At 35.3% G+C, this 15,268-nt stretch carries 14 protein-coding genes and 1 pseudogene; 10 read left to right on the top strand and 5 right to left on the bottom strand.

Annotated features, from left to right (window positions below):
• Positions 1–975 precede the first annotated feature (975 nt).
• Positions 976–1,860 (top strand): GTPase Era, encoded by an 885-nt coding sequence (era, locus tag NOX90_RS05630; RefSeq protein WP_375603857.1) that lies wholly within the window; start codon positions 976–978, stop codon positions 1,858–1,860.
• Positions 1,853–2,672 (top strand): annotated as a pseudogene (locus NOX90_RS05635) (3'-5' exonuclease). The gene era and the pseudogene NOX90_RS05635 overlap by 8 nt, the downstream one beginning before the upstream one ends.
• 43 nt (positions 2,673–2,715) lie before the next feature.
• Here NOX90_RS05635 and NOX90_RS05640 read toward each other — a convergent pair.
• A complete protein-coding gene (locus NOX90_RS05640; protein WP_375603858.1) occupies positions 2,716–3,903 on the bottom strand; it encodes a lipase family protein in 1,188 nt (395 codons plus the stop codon).
• A 340-nt stretch (positions 3,904–4,243) separates the two neighbouring features.
• Between NOX90_RS05640 and NOX90_RS05645 the strand changes: the two genes are divergently transcribed.
• The 6 genes from NOX90_RS05645 (at position 4,244) to NOX90_RS05675 (ending at position 9,121) form a co-directional block, all read left to right on the top strand.
• Complete coding sequence (locus tag NOX90_RS05645) at positions 4,244–6,259, top strand: hypothetical protein (RefSeq protein ID WP_375603859.1); 2,016 nt, start codon at positions 4,244–4,246, stop codon at positions 6,257–6,259.
• Between the two features lie 115 nt (positions 6,260–6,374).
• Positions 6,375–6,593, top strand: a complete 219-nt coding sequence (locus tag NOX90_RS05650) for a ParD-like family protein (RefSeq protein WP_264702559.1) — start codon at positions 6,375–6,377, stop codon at positions 6,591–6,593.
• A 378-nt stretch (positions 6,594–6,971) separates the two neighbouring features.
• The gene (locus NOX90_RS05660; RefSeq protein ID WP_375603861.1) at positions 6,972–7,295 is read left to right on the top strand and encodes a DUF2163 domain-containing protein; all 324 of its coding nucleotides are present in this window, start codon (positions 6,972–6,974) and stop codon (positions 7,293–7,295) included.
• Positions 7,296–7,385: 90 nt separating this feature from the next.
• Positions 7,386–7,703 carry a transposase gene (locus NOX90_RS05665; protein ID WP_375604617.1) on the top strand — a complete coding sequence of 106 codons (318 nt, stop codon included), beginning with the start codon at positions 7,386–7,388 and terminating at the stop codon, positions 7,701–7,703.
• A gap of 17 nt (positions 7,704–7,720) precedes the next feature.
• Positions 7,721–8,104: a transposase gene (locus tag NOX90_RS05670; RefSeq protein ID WP_375604573.1), complete on the top strand. Its 384-nt coding sequence runs from the start codon at positions 7,721–7,723 to the stop codon at positions 8,102–8,104.
• Between the two features lie 225 nt (positions 8,105–8,329).
• Positions 8,330–9,121 (top strand): hypothetical protein, encoded by a 792-nt coding sequence (locus tag NOX90_RS05675; RefSeq protein ID WP_375603862.1) that lies wholly within the window; start codon positions 8,330–8,332, stop codon positions 9,119–9,121.
• A 24-nt stretch (positions 9,122–9,145) separates the two neighbouring features.
• On the opposite strand, the gene thyX is transcribed toward NOX90_RS05675, so the two are convergent.
• The 4 genes from thyX to acpP form a co-directional block, all read right to left on the bottom strand.
• On the bottom strand, positions 9,146–9,994 hold the full coding sequence (gene thyX / locus NOX90_RS05680) for an FAD-dependent thymidylate synthase (protein WP_375603863.1): 849 nt from the start codon (positions 9,992–9,994) through the stop codon (positions 9,146–9,148).
• Positions 9,995–10,003: 9 nt separating this feature from the next.
• The gene (gene murA / locus NOX90_RS05685) at positions 10,004–11,281 is read right to left on the bottom strand and encodes a UDP-N-acetylglucosamine 1-carboxyvinyltransferase (protein ID WP_375603864.1); all 1,278 of its coding nucleotides are present in this window, start codon (positions 11,279–11,281) and stop codon (positions 10,004–10,006) included.
• A gap of 143 nt (positions 11,282–11,424) precedes the next feature.
• A complete protein-coding gene (fabF, locus tag NOX90_RS05690) occupies positions 11,425–12,696 on the bottom strand; it encodes a beta-ketoacyl-ACP synthase II (protein ID WP_375603865.1) in 1,272 nt (423 codons plus the stop codon).
• 13 nt (positions 12,697–12,709) lie between these two features.
• Entirely contained in the window at positions 12,710–12,970 is a 261-nt protein-coding gene (gene acpP / locus NOX90_RS05695; RefSeq protein WP_006279836.1) for an acyl carrier protein, read from the bottom strand.
• A 145-nt stretch (positions 12,971–13,115) separates the two neighbouring features.
• Here acpP and NOX90_RS05700 point away from each other — a divergent pair, with 145 nt between their 5' ends.
• Together NOX90_RS05700 and NOX90_RS05705 are read left to right on the top strand one after the other, a co-directional pair.
• Positions 13,116–13,907, top strand: coding sequence for a polyprenyl synthetase family protein (locus NOX90_RS05700; protein ID WP_375603866.1), 792 nt, complete (start codon positions 13,116–13,118; stop codon positions 13,905–13,907).
• On the top strand, positions 13,900–14,823 hold the full coding sequence (locus tag NOX90_RS05705) for an FKBP-type peptidyl-prolyl cis-trans isomerase (RefSeq protein ID WP_375603867.1): 924 nt from the start codon (positions 13,900–13,902) through the stop codon (positions 14,821–14,823). The genes NOX90_RS05700 and NOX90_RS05705 overlap by 8 nt, the downstream gene beginning before the upstream one ends.
• Positions 14,824–15,268 lie beyond the last annotated feature (445 nt).

Raw genomic sequence — 15,268 nt, forward strand, 5'->3', positions numbered from 1 at the left:
ACCGATAAGATACAATCCAGGAAAAAGAATGGTGTCATGCAAGTAGCTGACACTGGTTCCTTTATGACGGTGTCATCCGAGTAGCCCCTTCGGTGTCATCCCAGTGCGTGACACTGGTTCACTTTATGATGGTGTCATCCCAGTACTGATTAGCTATAAAATTTAAGAAAATATTTAAGAAATTTACCAAATNNGAAAAAAAAGGCAAAAGAAGCCCTGGGGTTATTATCCGCTTTAAAATATTGGCGTTTTTTATGTTTTAAACGCTTGACAAGCGAGATTCAGCCGCTTTTAATTGCAACTAACTTACGCTGCAAATGTTTAAGAAATTTACTAAGCAGAAAAAAAGACAAAAAATCCCCGAGTTAGCTAGTCTTTTACTATCTCTGTCAAGTATTGGCATTTTTTGATGTCTTGTAACGCTTTATAAGCGCGTTCAGCTTATTTAGATAAAAATCTAGATGTAGATGAAGTTTTGTAAAGACATACAGTATCTATATACTGCAAAAAATTGAACATAAGACGCCGATACATTAAGTAATCCTTACCTTTTAATCTGCAGATTGGCGAAAGCAAATACAATAGCTTCATTTTCATGATAAGGGAGCTGGCGAAGCTTGTCAAGGAAGTTTTTTTGTTCCTACTGANATGACAATTGTGGCTTGGGAGGTAGTGTAAGAAATCCATTGATGTGAAAATAGGAACACTGAGCGCTCCTACCCCAATAAACCCACAATTTCTGCTTACACTTTTGTATAGGCTCCAATTGTCGCAGGTTGACTATAAAAACAACTATTACTTTTGAAATTATTATTTTGGTCTATTTGTGACTCATTAATCATAGTTTGAACGAGATTAGTTACCATAAAAGCACAGCCTAGAATGAAAAAGGTAGTAGAAATCCAGGGGATGATAGGGATTGGGGTCATGAAAGTAGCTTGACACTCGCATCCAGTTTTCTTTATAATTTCCTTTGTGAAAGAACAAAAGTGCTTATTTGTAACCATAGCTGGCTTACCAAATGCTGGGAAGTCTACATTAATTAACAGCATCATAGGCAAGAAAATTGCAATTGTTACCCCTAAAGTGCAAACAACAAGGACGCAAATAAGGGGTATTGCAACATGCAACAATACACAAATTGTCTTTACTGATTCCCCAGGAATTTTCTCAGCAGAAACAAAACTTGAAAAAGCTTTAGTCAAGTCTGCATGGTCAGCAATCAAGGGTGATGACATCACTTTGTTGCTTATCGATGCAAGCAATTATTTGAAAAATATAGAAAGAATCAAGACCATATTCGCGCGGCTGCAACGTACAAAAGGCAGATGCATTTTGGTCATCAATAAGATTGATTTGGTAAAGAAGCCTGAACTGAAGATGGCATATGAACATCTAGATTTGCTTTATAAGTTTGAAAGAATTTTTATAATATCAGCATTAAAGAGTGATGGACTTTCTGATTTGATGAATTACTTGTCTGAAGTTGCACTTGTGAGCCCTTGGTTTTATGAAGAAGATCAAATAACCGATTCCTCGACAAATTTTTTATCAGCAGAAATTACGAGAGAAAAATTATTCTTGAATTTGCGTGAAGAATTGCCATATTCTACAGCTGTTATAACTGAACAATTTGAGGAAAAAAAAGATAAGAGTTTAGTCATAAAACAGATAATATTTGTGTTGAAAGATAGTCATAAAAAAATAGTGCTAGGAAAAGATGGCAGTAATATTAAGAAAATTAATATCGAAGCGCGTGCTGAATTAGAAAAATTATTTGAGTGCAAGGTACACCTCTTTTTATTTGTAAAAGTGCGACCTTGGATCGACCGTCCGGAGGAGTATATAGGCAATGCTTAATTCTTTATTAGTATTTGATATTGAAACTATACCAGATGTAAACTCCTGCAAGAATTTACTCAATATTAGTGACGATAGTAGTGTAGAAGAGAAGAGGGATGCATTAACAAAGTATCATCTCGAAATAACAAACGGGCAAAACTCTTTTTTGCGTCAGCCCTTCCACCAAATTGTAGTTATTAGTTTTTTACTTTGCAATATAAGCTACCAGAGCGGTTATGAGGTATTCACACTGCAAGAAATAAGATCTGGAGGCACACTAAATTCCAGTGAAAAGGAGCTAGTGAAAGGATTTTTTAACTACATATCAGAGAAAAAGCCAAGATTAGTTTCGTTTAACGGACGCACTTTTGATATACCAGTGCTGAAGTATCGTGCTATGGTCCATGGCATTCAAGCAGAATATTTTCATAAAGCTGGTGATAAGTGGAATAGTTACAATCAGAGATATAGCAGTGATTGGCATTGTGATTTGCTCGAATCCCTCTCTGATTTTGGAGCTTCTGCGAGAGTAAAAATGAACGAAGTTTGTGCAGCATTTAATCTTCCTGGTAAAATTGGAGTTGATGGATCACAAGTTATGGGCTTATACGATAGCGGCAAGATACAAGAGATTCGAGATTATTGTGAGACAGATGTAATTAACACTTATTTGATTTACTTGAGATCCATGCATCATCAAGGAAGAATCACTACTGAAAGCTACAACAAAAGTGTGGAAGAGCTGCTTCTGGAATGCGAGAAAAAAGAACACCTAAAAAAATTTAAAGAAGAGTGGTTGTGGTGGAAATTTTTATATTGAATTTAAATGAATAAATATTATGGAGCAATCTAATAATTGCTCCATAATAATAGTTATACACTCCTTGCAGTAGACAAAGAACTCTCAACTTCTGCTTGTTCAAGCTGAGAAGAATTTTTATTTTTTACTTCTTCGAAAAAATTTGACCCACCAACCATATAATTTACCGCATTGGCAACGCAATATTGAACATTACCTAAAACTGCAGAGTTAATTCGACTTAATGCCCTAACAGGGTAGTAAAAGAGAGAAACACTATTATTTGATTTAAAGTCTTTTTCCTCCATATTATTAATAGCTTGATAATAACCATCAATCTTATGGACACCGTGTGTCGGTGGTGCTTCAACTCTTAATTGTGCACCTACATGAACATAACCAAGAAAGCCAGGTGCTACTGCTGGAACTGGATCTTGTCTATGTTGAGTTACCCTAATGGTTTTTTCCTGAAGAGCTTCATTATAAAATTTACTGGCATCCAGATCAAAAACTCTTGGATCACCAAAAGTTGCAACATGAACATCTTCAGCGCTTTCTGTTTTATTAAGATATAAAGCAGCTATTTTAGCAATAGCTCCTCCCATACTGTGACCTGTAAGGTTAATTTTAAGATCTTTAATTTCTGACTTTTGTTCTTTAGCATGAGTATTTAATATTTTATAAAGACTATTCCATGAATCTTTAAACGAATTATAAAAACCGCTATGCATTCTCCCGCCTTCAGGTGAAAATTCCGAAGTAGAAAGCATTGCATTCATATCGATCATTACATCATAAAGGTCTTTAGTACCCCTGTAAGCTATAGTTATTTCCTCTCCTTTTGTAGAAACAAAACCGGCATGTCTTCCATCGCTATAATAAAATGGAATAATATTATAGCCTTCGTTAAAAAATTCAGCTTTAGTTTTATACCCTGCCTGAGATAATTTTGTATCATTATTACCATAGGTCATCTTAGAAAAAGTGCACATCTCTAATAATTTCTCTTTATTAAATCCTGCAATTTCTGCAATACTTTCATCTATCTGGTAAGAAGAAGGTAAAGAATGTGGTTCATTTGGGTCACGAGGATTTATAAACTCATAATCTTCTTCAATGATCTCAAATTCATCATCATATTCTTCTATCTTACATTTGCCGTCATCTGCTAAGATAGAGCTTGATTGTTCTAATTGTGGACCTATACTACTTGCACCAGTACCTGTGGTGCTAAACAAATTGCGTAAAAAACTAAAATCCATAACTACCTCAATCTATTATCAGCTAAACAATTTACTTAACTATAATGTAGATTGATATTATTGTCAACAACTGTATTAACACTTTAATTTTTTATATGCTCTCACTTTGAGTAAAAAAATTTTACTTCCGTAGAATAAATAGTAGGGTTATAATGCACTAACAAGCGAACCTCTGTACTAAATTTTGGTTAATATACACGTTGAGCGTATTAAGAAAGTTGCTTTTAAGGTATTGCATTTTACTTTTATTTTCGTTATAAGGTTGCTTTAAGTTGAATTTTCAACATTTTTATACTATTTACATTTAAGATATGATTTCGAAATTTTTTGGGGGCACTTCATGAAAAAATCTATATATACTAGAACTGCTCTAGTTTCTTTATTAACTTTATGTTCTTTCAGCAGTTTTGCAGCTGACTTTCCTGATGAGAGTATGAAGGAAATAAAAAAACAAGAGAGCACAAAAACTTCTGGAAAAACAGAAGTTATGAAAACATCAAATAAAAAACTGAAAGAAAAGATGGACAGAATATGTAATGCTGATCCAAGAAAAAAAGCTGAAGAGCTTAAGAGAAAGGAGGAGATGAAATTAGCAGCCGAGCAAAAGAAAAAAGAGGAGATCAGGCTAGCAAATGAGAAAAAAGCAAAGCTTATAGAGGATTCAAAAGCGAAAGCTCTAAACGCTAAGAATTCTAATATAGAAAAAGGTAAAGTTTCAAAAACTAAGCGTTCTAAAACTAAGAATGCTAAAGTTGAAGCTAAAGATGTAAAGAAGGATGTAAAAATTGTTAACAAAAATACAGAGGAAAAAGGTAAGGCAAGTCCTGTTGTCTCAGTTGGTGGTGTTGATATTATTGATACCAATCAAGGAAAGGATGGCTTAAGGATAACTTTCGGTGGTGTTGTTGATGCTCAAGGTTATGGTAAAGCAGGGCCAAGTGGTAAAGAGTATGAACGTTATAACGTTATGCCAAACAGATCTACAGAGTATTATAATGCCACTCCAGATATAACAAGAGGAGCAAATCCAATATTCTATGAAGGAATAGGAAATATTGGTGATTACAGCAACGATATGGGTATGATTGCTGATGCAATATTGCACTTAAGAGCTGAAAACAAAAATGAAGATTTAGGTCTTCTTTATGGTGCTGACGTGCAGTTTCATGTTCCAGTGACCGAAGGTAAGGGAGCTTCACAGGGTGTTTATGCTGCAAAAGGCAGAAGTGCGCATGTGTTTGTTAACTCAAAATATGGTGACGTGAAGCTTGGTTACCAATTTGGTCCTGAGGCTCTGATGAGACTTGATGCAACAAGAATTGCAACTGTTGATGGAGCTGCAGATAGTGACTGGTTCAGAAAAGTGAACTTAGAAGGAAGCGCTGCTAGCTTTCCATTTTATGTAACACCACGTCTTTACACTGAAAGTTTTTCGAGTGAAAGTGAAAAATTCTCTTTCCGCATGGCAGGGAAATATAACAAAGGCGTTATGACTACACTGCCGTTTAGAGTTGCTTACTACTCACCAAATTATATGGGCGCAAGATTTGGTATTAGCTACTCACCTCGTTATGATAGTAGTTTGTTTACTGTAAAAGAAACAGTTCCTTTTGAGGAGAATATAAGTGGTAACAAGGTGACAAAGCATAAAGAAGAGATAAAGCATGTCGGTCCAGACTATGAGCACATAATAAGTGCTGGTGCATCATATGAATATGACTTTGATAAACACAAGGTGAAAGTTAAAACTTCTGCAGTTGGTGAGTATGGTCAAGCGAAAAAACCAAGTAAAGATAAGCATCTTTATGAGGAATTTGTAGAGTACAATGACCTTATGGGTGTTAATTTGGGTGTAAGCGCTGATTATAAGATTAATGAGGATCAAGGCATAAAATTTGCCGCCTCTTTTGCATACTTGGGCAAATCTGGTCAACCAAAAGGTATTAAAACACTGCAAAAAGATACTAATAGTAAAATTGAAAAATATGAACTGCTTCCTGATACTGACAAAAGAATGGAAGGGCTGAAAGCTCAATTTGGTGAAGATAGTATAGATACCATGTATTGGACTGTAGGAGCTGGGTATCAACACGAGAATATCTACACAAGTTTGACGTACTTTGGTAGCAGAATGAATGATGGAGATATGCTTCACGATGGTGCACTTGGCGTTCAATATGATCTATCTCCTGCATGCAGTAAGAGCAAATTTGTTCCTTACGCAGCTCTCCACTATTTTATGACTAACGAGAAACAAAACGCAGATCATAAGATTACAAAAGTAGGTAGTACCACAGAAGAGGCACCTTCTAACCAAGGAATTCTTCTACTTACTGGTGTGAAGTTTTCTTTCTAATTGTTTAATAATACACACCACAGCTTGAATGTGGTGTGTATTTCCAGATGAAAATTTTATATTGAAAAAATTTCCAATATATGGTATAATAGCTTAAAGTAGAAGTAACAATATCATGGATATAACAGTAAATCTTGATGGAGAATTTGAGGAAATAGTACAATCTCATTCCATGTTACAAAATCGTTCCGTACCACAACAAATCGAGCATTGGGCTAAAATTGGTCAAGTTGTTGAAGATAACCCTGAGCTAAGCTATAACATCATTAAAGAAATCCTTTCAGGCATCGAGGATGCAAAATCAGGTGATGTTGAGAAGTATAAGCCTTTGTAGCCATATTCCATAAGTGCTCCTTTTCTATCGTCTCAGTGCCAATTTTTGTCATTCCAGTATTTCTCTCCTTGTTATCCCAGCACCCCTCTCCTGTCATTCCAGTGCTTGACACTGGAATCCAGCTTTTGATCGAAAATGTTGTATAATGCACAATCAATTNTTCTGGATCCAAGTGTCAAGGCACTGCCTTTGTCTTTGAGGCAAAACCGGCTATAACACTTAACATACTGCCTTTACAAACATTTGTTTGTAAAGCTGTATGTCAAGCACTGGAATGACGCTTTATGGCTACTTAGATGATGAGAAAAGAACACACTTCCCTTATTCTACTAGCCGTATAGCTACTTTCAAATTCAATCAATTAAACAGGAGGCCCCTATGCAAACCACACTAAAAAATCATTTAGCTGGAGAATTACTTACCACCGCTACGTGCTGGAAATTAAAGCTCGCAGGTGGAGAAGTAATGGGATTCACTGACTATGATGAAGATTTAAATATTGATAATATACTCTATAAATCTTCAAGTGGATTTACAGCCAGTAGTATAATATTAAACAGCGATTTAAAAACTGATAATCTAGAAATTGAAGGGATATTAAATAGTGGTGATATTAAAGAAGAAGATGTTTTATCAGGAAAGTACGACTTTGCAAATATTGAGATATTTCTTGTGAATTATAAGAGCATGTCTTCAAACTAAGTAGAAAGGAGTTAAGAAGTGTGTTATAAGATATATTTTAAATGTACCCAAGCGATATAAGTGACAAAGAATGGAAGATGATAGAGCAATATTTTTGAACCTAAAAAGACCGGCAGACCAAGAAAACACAGTATCAGAACGATTATCGATGCAATAAGGTATGTGATGAGAACAGGCTGTCAATGGAGACAACTACCTAAGAATTTTCCACCATGGAAAACCGTGTATAGTTGTAATTCGCGTTTAAAAAAAAGTGGAATATGGCAAGAAATTCATGATTTTCTAGTTAAAAAACTAAGAAAGATAATTGGTAAGAATGAAACTCCATCAGTAGGAATAATTGACAGTCAATCAGTAAAAACCACTCAAAAAGGGGATCCAGAGGATATGATGCTGGCAAGAAAGTAAAGGGTAGAAAACGCCACATCGTTGTAGATACTCTAGGTCTTGTAATTGCTGCTGAAGTACACAGTGCAAGCATTCAAGATCGTGATGGTGCACTAAATCTTTTTGTTCAAGCCAAATGCAAAGCTCCAACATTACGTAAGTTTTTTGCTGATCAAGGATATACAGGTAAATTGCAAAACCGCTGTTTATTGGAAACTGGATGTTTGTTGACGATTACCAAGAAAGTAGTTGATACAGGATTTCAGGTTATTCCTAAACGTTGGATTGTTGAGAGAACCTTTGCTTGGCTCTCCAATTTTAGACGTATGAGTAAGGATTATGAGCATTCTCCTCTCACTTCAAAAAATAACATCTTTTTTAATATGATCACTATTATGCTTCACAAATTAGCTCATTCTTGAGTTTGAAGACATGCTCTAAGGAAGCACAAAACTTCTATCAGTAAAAATGTAGAATGTGGTATCATTAAAGATATAGAAGGTATACATAGAGAAAATGGTAGATATGTATATAAAGCGCCAGATTTATCAGCTGAAGAAAAATACAATAAATTATTTGAAAGTGAGCAAGCCATTCAATTTAATTTAAATGATTGCATATCAGATAGTATATCACAAATTGCACAATTGAAAGATAGATTTGAAGAAACTTTAGATTTTGATCCCCAAAAAGGGCTATGTCACTCATTAAGTTACTTTATTACTTTTGTAAAATTAGAGAATAGGCAAGATTTTGTTGCATTTCTCGAGTCTAATAATATTATATCTGAACAAGATTTTATGAATTATATTGATGAAAAAAAAGAACAAACGAAAAAGTTATTAATGATGCAGTTTTTATCGCAATTCTTACCTATTCTTGATGTTCAGAGCATTGAAAGGCGAGAAGGAGATCAATTTTATTATGATGAGACAATATATAAGAAATTATATAATAATTTCTCTTCAACAGAACTATGGATCTATACTGAGCAAGAACAAATCAAATGTGCGTTAAATGATGTAGAGATAGAATGCTACTTAGAATTTAGTTATTTTTGCGATGCTTATAATAGAGGAGGTTTCATCGAGGATGAGGGGCATTCTATGTTGGTGTATAAAGCAGAGAATGATAAATACATATTTTTTGACCCTAATAAAGGAGCGATTGGCTTTTGTCCTGATACAGGAATTGCCAATTTTACATTAGAGGAAGTTTGTAGGGCAATGGAACTTGCTGTAAACCATTATTCATATGATATGTATATTAAAAATTTTGCAGATTATTGCGAAGTTCATATTGGACTTAGAAATGCAACACGAATATCAAAAAAAGCTGAAAAGCTTTATGAAACAACGGAAAGAACAAATTCAAAAATAATTGATATATCAGTTGATAAAGGCATGAATCAATTGTTGTTCACACCTGCAAGTCTGTGAACGGACCTAACTTGATCTTTTTGGCTATTTACCAAGTATAGACATTAGCTCATCCCATTCTCTTTTACCAATGCCACTTTCTTCTCTCGTAACATTTTCTCCTTTTATTAATTTGCGAATTATTTCAAGACCAGTTTTTGAAATGTGGGCTGATTCTAGGCAATATTCAACAAAGGCATTGTAGGCCAATGGGACCCATTTTTTTATTATATCCAGCATAACTTCTGCATAAACTCTGATTTCATATTGGGCATGCTTATCAGCTCTAAGCTTCAAAAAATGAAGGAGGTTATGCAGATCTATTTTCCAATAAAATTGCGTGTAGTAATTAAGCGTTAGGTTGGTTCGGGCAATTTCTCTTGCAAGCCCCTGCTCAATAAATTTTTCATAATGAGAATATACTAAATTAGAGTCATTTGTTAGAGAATCTATTATTTCCTTTGAGGTATCTGGATCAAAAGCTTCCCCACTACCTTGTTTGTTATTGTCAGATTGTTTTGCAACCTGTTCTGGTTTTGGTATATAAAATTCATTATCAAGTATCGAATACCTTGCTGAATATTCATTCACATTTGCAGTTCTATGCCTTATCCACTGTCTTGCAATAAAAATTGGAAGTTTCACGTGAAACTTAATTTCACACATTTCAAATGGAGTTGTATGATGATGTCTCATTAAATACTTTATAAGTGCTTCATCCTGACTTATCTGTTTTGTTCCCTTGCCATAAGAAACACGAGCAGCTTGAACTATAGCGCTATCAGAGCCCATATAATCCACTACTCGAATAAATCCATGGTCTAATACCTTATGTTCTTCATATAAGATTTCATCTATTTCTTTTACTATAGTTCGTTTGGTTGCTTCATTCATAAAATATCCTCAAGACGAAATGGAGATATCAGCTCCACATGAATTGAGTTTTTCATGCATTGCTTCATATCCTCTCCATAAATGATGTGAATTGTTTATTATAATTTCTCCACCGGCTACCAAAGAAGCAAGCACCAAAGCTGCTGTTGATCTTAAGTCAGTAGCATATAGATTAGCTCCGGATAAGCTTTTTATTCCACTTATAGTAGCTTTGCTTTTCTCGATGCTGATATTAGCACCTAACTTTCTCAATTCATCTGCATGTGTAAATCTGTTTTCAAAAATGTTCTCTTCAATTACTGATATCCCATCAGCGATGCACATTGCAGACATCAGTTGTGGTTGCATATCACTGGGAAAATTGGGGTATGGATCTGTCGCAACGTTAGCAGACTTAATAGAGCCATTTTTTCTGGAAATAACAATGCCTCCATCATACAGTTCAACCATAGCTCCTATAGTCTCCAACTCATTTGTAATACACCTTATATCAGATAGATTTATTCCTTCCAACTCCAACTTACCACCGGTTATTATAGCAGCTAGTGCATAGGTGCCTGCTTCTATGCGATCTGGTATTATTTTATGAACACATCCATTTAGTGCTTCAACTCCTGTTATTATGACCTTTGTATTATCAATTTCAATATCAGCACCCATTTTCTTCAGAAAATCTATTAAATCAAGAACTTCCGGCTCAGTTGCAGCATTGTTTATTGTTGTCACTCCTTCTGCAAATGTTGCTGCCATTATTACATTTTCTGTTGCGCCAACACTTATTTTCTCAAATGTGATTTCTTTTCCTTGTAGCTTTCCTTTCACTGTTGCAATTATATTATAGCCGTCAATTTCAATTTTAGCTCCCATTTCTTCTAATGCTTTAATATGCATATCAACGGGACGCTTTCCAATGTTGCATCCACCAGGAAATGCTGTTCTCGCTTTGCCAAATCTGCTAAGCATTGGACCCAATATTAGAAAAGAAGTTCTTAGCTTACTTGCGGTTTTATATGGCATCACGTGATTGTTGATATTGCTGCAGTCAATTTTCAAAGTATGGTTCGCTTTATAATCTTTATTGTGCATAAAGTTCACTTTCGCTCCAAGACTCTCAAGCAGCTTAGACATTAGATGCACATCAATTAAATCAGGTACATTATGCAAAATTACCGGGAAGCTACTCAATAGACTTGCTGCCATTATTGGTAAAATAGCATTCTTTGAACCATTGATCTTGATTTTTCCAACCAGGGGTTTGTAGTTATTTCTTATTAATATCTTGTGCATTTAATTAGATATAAAGTATAATTCATTAGTTTATTGAAGTCTTACTAAGTATAATAGATTGACCGTAAAAGGCAAATTACAGATAATATAGCTATCACAGATCATAATGTTCGTACATTTTAGCTATTCAGCAGCAGAATTGATTACACTTGTCCAAATATGAGCGATGCATTAGTGCCACCAAAACCAAACGAATTAGAAAGTGCATATTGAATTTTATGCTCCTGAGCTTTAAGCGGTACAAAATTTAAATCACATCCTTCTGAAGGTTTATGTAAATTTAAGGTTGGCGGAATAATTCCATTATTTAACGCAAGAATACTGAATATTGCTTCAACGCTCCCTGCAGCACCAAGTAAATGTCCTATAGAAGATTTAGTTGAAGAAACAGGTGTTTTATAAACGTAGTCACCGAATAACTGTTTCATTGCTATTACTTCAATTTTATCTCCAAGTGGTGTTGAAGTTCCATGTGCATTGATATACCCTACTTGATCGGGATTAATTTGTGCACTCTTTAAAGCAAGCTGCATTGCCTTAAATGCGCCTCTTCCTTCTGGATGTGGTGCTGTAATGTGGTGCGCATCTCCTGTGAGTCCGTACCCAACCAGTTCAGCATGTATTTTTGCCCCCCTTTTTTTTGCATGTTCGTATTCCTCCAGCACCAATATACCTGCTCCTTCACCCATGACAAATCCATCGCGTTCTTCATCCCATGGCCTTGAAGCTTCTTCCGGTTTATCGTTAAATTTAGTTGATAACGCCTTCATAGATGCAAAACCTGCAATTCCAACTCTACACAGTGCACTTTCTGCTCCACCTGCAATCATAACATCCGCTTCACCAAGTTTTATAGTTCTTGCTGAGTTTATGATTGCATGCGCACCTGTTGCACATGCGGTTACTGCTGAATCGTTTGGACCTGTAAATTCGTATTTAATAGAAATATGGCCAGATATCAAATTTATTAGACTTGCAGGGACAAAAAATGGACTGACACGTCTGGGCCCTTTTTCCTGCATGGTAATAACATTTTCCTGAATTGACGGAAGACCACCTATACCAGAGCCAATAGTCACACCAACACGTTCCCGATTGATATTTTGGCTTTCCAAAATTAATGAATCATCTACTGCCTGAATAGCTGCTGCAATACCGTAATGGATAAAACGATCTGTCCTTTTTGAGTCTTTCTCAGAAATATAATCTAGTGGATTGAAATGGTGCTCAATGTTGTCTGATTGCAACGGCACCTGCCCTGCAACCTTGCAAGCAAGATCAGAAGAGTCAAATCTATCCGTATTGATTGCTTTTATGCCAGACTCACTTTTTATTAGCCTTGACCAAGTGTTGTCAACATCTGCTGCTAGTGGAGTGATTAAACCAACACCAGTGACTACTACTCTTCTGCTCATTTAACACTAACTATTAGCCTTTTTTATTATTAATGTACTCAACTATTTGCTCCATAGTTTCCATTTTTTGTGCATCTTCATCTGGAATTTCTATTCCAAACTCTTCTTCTGCTGCCATGATGATTTCAACTGCATCTAAGCTGTCTGTACCATGCTCCGAAAGCTTTGAAGAGCTGTTGAATTTCTCTACATCCTTACTAATGTGCTCTAGTATAATCTTTTTCACTTTTTCTTCTATGTCTTCTCTAGTGCTCTTTGCTAGTTCGCTATTCACATTTCTTACCAAAAAAATAACCTATTCTTTGATGTTATAAAAAATTTTTATGTTTGCAATATCTTTTATAACTGGTAAACTACAGCAAAGTTTTTTACTGCCCTAGCTGGCTAGCGTTACGTGCTAGGTGATTAACAATTCAAAAATGCTAGACGAAATAACGAAAAATTTGCTTATTGTAGAAGTAAACAAACTCTTACCTGAAAATAGTGAGAATAAGCTTATATCAGCTATGCGTTATATACTCCTTGCTCCTGCAAAACATATACGCTCCTTTTTAGTCGTAGCTTCATCGCGAGTGTTTAACGTAGAAGCTAAAAAAGTAATATCAGCTGCTGCAGCGATTGAATTTGTTCATGCTTACTCTCTAATTCACGATGATTTACCGTGCATGGACAACAGTGATACTCGCAGAAGCCAGCTGAGCTGCCATAAAAAATTTGATGAAGCAACAGCAGTGCTTGCCGGAGATGCACTACTTACTCTGGCTTTTGAGGTATTATCTTCGTTAAATGAGAAACGCTGTGAGATCATAAAAGTGCTCTCTCAAGCAATAGGAATTAGGGGAATGGTAGGAGGACAGGCTTTAGATATTGACACAGATTTTAATAAAACAAAAGAAATTCATTTGATGAAAACCGCAAAACTATTTGCAGCTTCATGCGAAATAGGCGCCATAATAGGAGGTGCCACAGACAAGCAGCGGAGAGCATTATATAACTATGGAATAAACCTAGGGCTTATCTTTCAAGCTAGGGATGATATTGAAGACTACGAACAAGATAAAACAAATAATCTAATGTCTGTGCTTGGTAAAAGTGAAGTAGAGGACTATATAGACGGCCTCTTTAAACAAGGCTTGGATAATTTGAGTGCGCTTTCAGGGGATACTAATTATTTATATGATTTATTAAATCAAGTAAAGAAAGATGGTTAGAAAAATTATATTACAAATGCTTATTTCTGTAGTAACGATTCTCACTTTAACTTCTGCTTTTGTGTTTACTATTGTCTATATAAACAAAGGTAAACCGGAAAAAAAGGACAAGCTTTATGAGATAAATGCCACGCATGGTGGTTTGATACAGACGATAGCACATTACCTAGTGAAGCCAATACTTGAATCAGCACTTGACCGCTATATTGAAAAGCATGGGCTAACAGAATATTTAGAAGAAATGACGCAGCAAAAAGAAGAAGATTCAATAAATTTTTATGAAATTACTGAAGGCAGTGGCAGCAAGGCTTTCTGCGGCCTGGAAGTCCTACTGCAAATATATAAAATTTCTAATAATAACTTAGCAACACTCCCTAGCAAAGTTTCTGATGTTACTTTGAAAATAGGTCAAGATGACCTAAAAGAAGTGAGTTTAGGGGTAATAGGTATGAAAGAAGGCGGAGAGCGTGTAGTTACTATTGCCAATGATAACAAAATGAATTTTAATTCTTATTACGTCAAACTGATTGAAGTAAAGGATAAATATCCCGACTCAGTAAATAATCTGATGGTTTTTAATGACTTAATTAACAAGACTGGAAAACAAGTAAGGTGCGGTGATGAGATATCGGTTAAATATAGCGTAAAGGAGCATAATGGGGAATATATAGTCAAAGATCAAACAGTGCAATTTAGGGTTGGCGATAAAAAAATACCACTTGCTATAGAGCTTGGAGTTGTGGGAATGAGAGCTGGTAATAAAAGAACTATTCTTTCTCCACCTGACCTTTTGACTATTACTGACGATATGTTAATAAAAGACATAGATTATGATGAAGAAAACATCTCAATAATTGACTTAAGCTTAGATGTGAAGCAAGAGGTTACAGCACACCATTCTACTATTGAAAAATAGCCCAAGGAATATAGCTGAAATTTTAGGTATACTGGCTGATCTTCCGAACACTCTCTAGACTACTTAAAGTAGGCTTCTTGTTTGTAACAGTTCACACTTAATTAAACAGACTAAATTCTGTAATTTCAGGATATTGAAAAATTCACCTTACGTTGTTATTCCAGCGCGTGACGCTAGGCCATAAAAACTTCCTTGACAAACTCCGCCAGCCCCTTTATCATGAGACTGAAGCTATTGTATTTGCTTTCGCCAATCTGCAGATTAAAAGGTAAGGATTACTTAATGTATCGGCGTCTTATGTTCAATTTTTTGCAGTATATAGATACTGTATGTCTTTACAAAACTTCATCTACATCTAGATTTTTATCTAAATAAGCTGAACGCGCTTACAAAGCGTTACAAGACATCAAAAAATGCCAATACTCGACAGAGATAGTAAAAGACT

The sequence above is a fragment of the Wolbachia endosymbiont of Anurida maritima genome (genome assembly GCF_042182995.1).
GTDB lineage: Bacteria > Pseudomonadota > Alphaproteobacteria > Rickettsiales > Anaplasmataceae > Wolbachia.

Bases quoted from the DNA above. Each gene is read 5' to 3' on its own strand.
- NOX90_RS05640 (WP_375603858.1), bottom strand. From the start codon at position 3,903: ATGGATTTTAGTTTTTTACGCAATTTGTTTAGCACCACAGGTACTGGT.
- NOX90_RS05645 (WP_375603859.1), top strand. From the start codon at position 4,244: ATGAAAAAATCTATATATACTAGAACTGCTCTAGTTTCTTTATTAACT.
- NOX90_RS05650 (WP_264702559.1), top strand. From the start codon at position 6,375: ATGGATATAACAGTAAATCTTGATGGAGAATTTGAGGAAATAGTACAA.
- NOX90_RS05660 (WP_375603861.1), top strand. From the start codon at position 6,972: ATGCAAACCACACTAAAAAATCATTTAGCTGGAGAATTACTTACCACC.
- thyX (WP_375603863.1), bottom strand. From the start codon at position 9,994: ATGAATGAAGCAACCAAACGAACTATAGTAAAAGAAATAGATGAAATC.
- murA (WP_375603864.1), bottom strand. From the start codon at position 11,281: ATGCACAAGATATTAATAAGAAATAACTACAAACCCCTGGTTGGAAAA.
- fabF (WP_375603865.1), bottom strand. From the start codon at position 12,696: ATGAGCAGAAGAGTAGTAGTCACTGGTGTTGGTTTAATCACTCCACTA.
- NOX90_RS05700 (WP_375603866.1), top strand. From the start codon at position 13,116: ATGCTAGACGAAATAACGAAAAATTTGCTTATTGTAGAAGTAAACAAA.
- NOX90_RS05705 (WP_375603867.1), top strand. From the start codon at position 13,900: ATGGTTAGAAAAATTATATTACAAATGCTTATTTCTGTAGTAACGATT.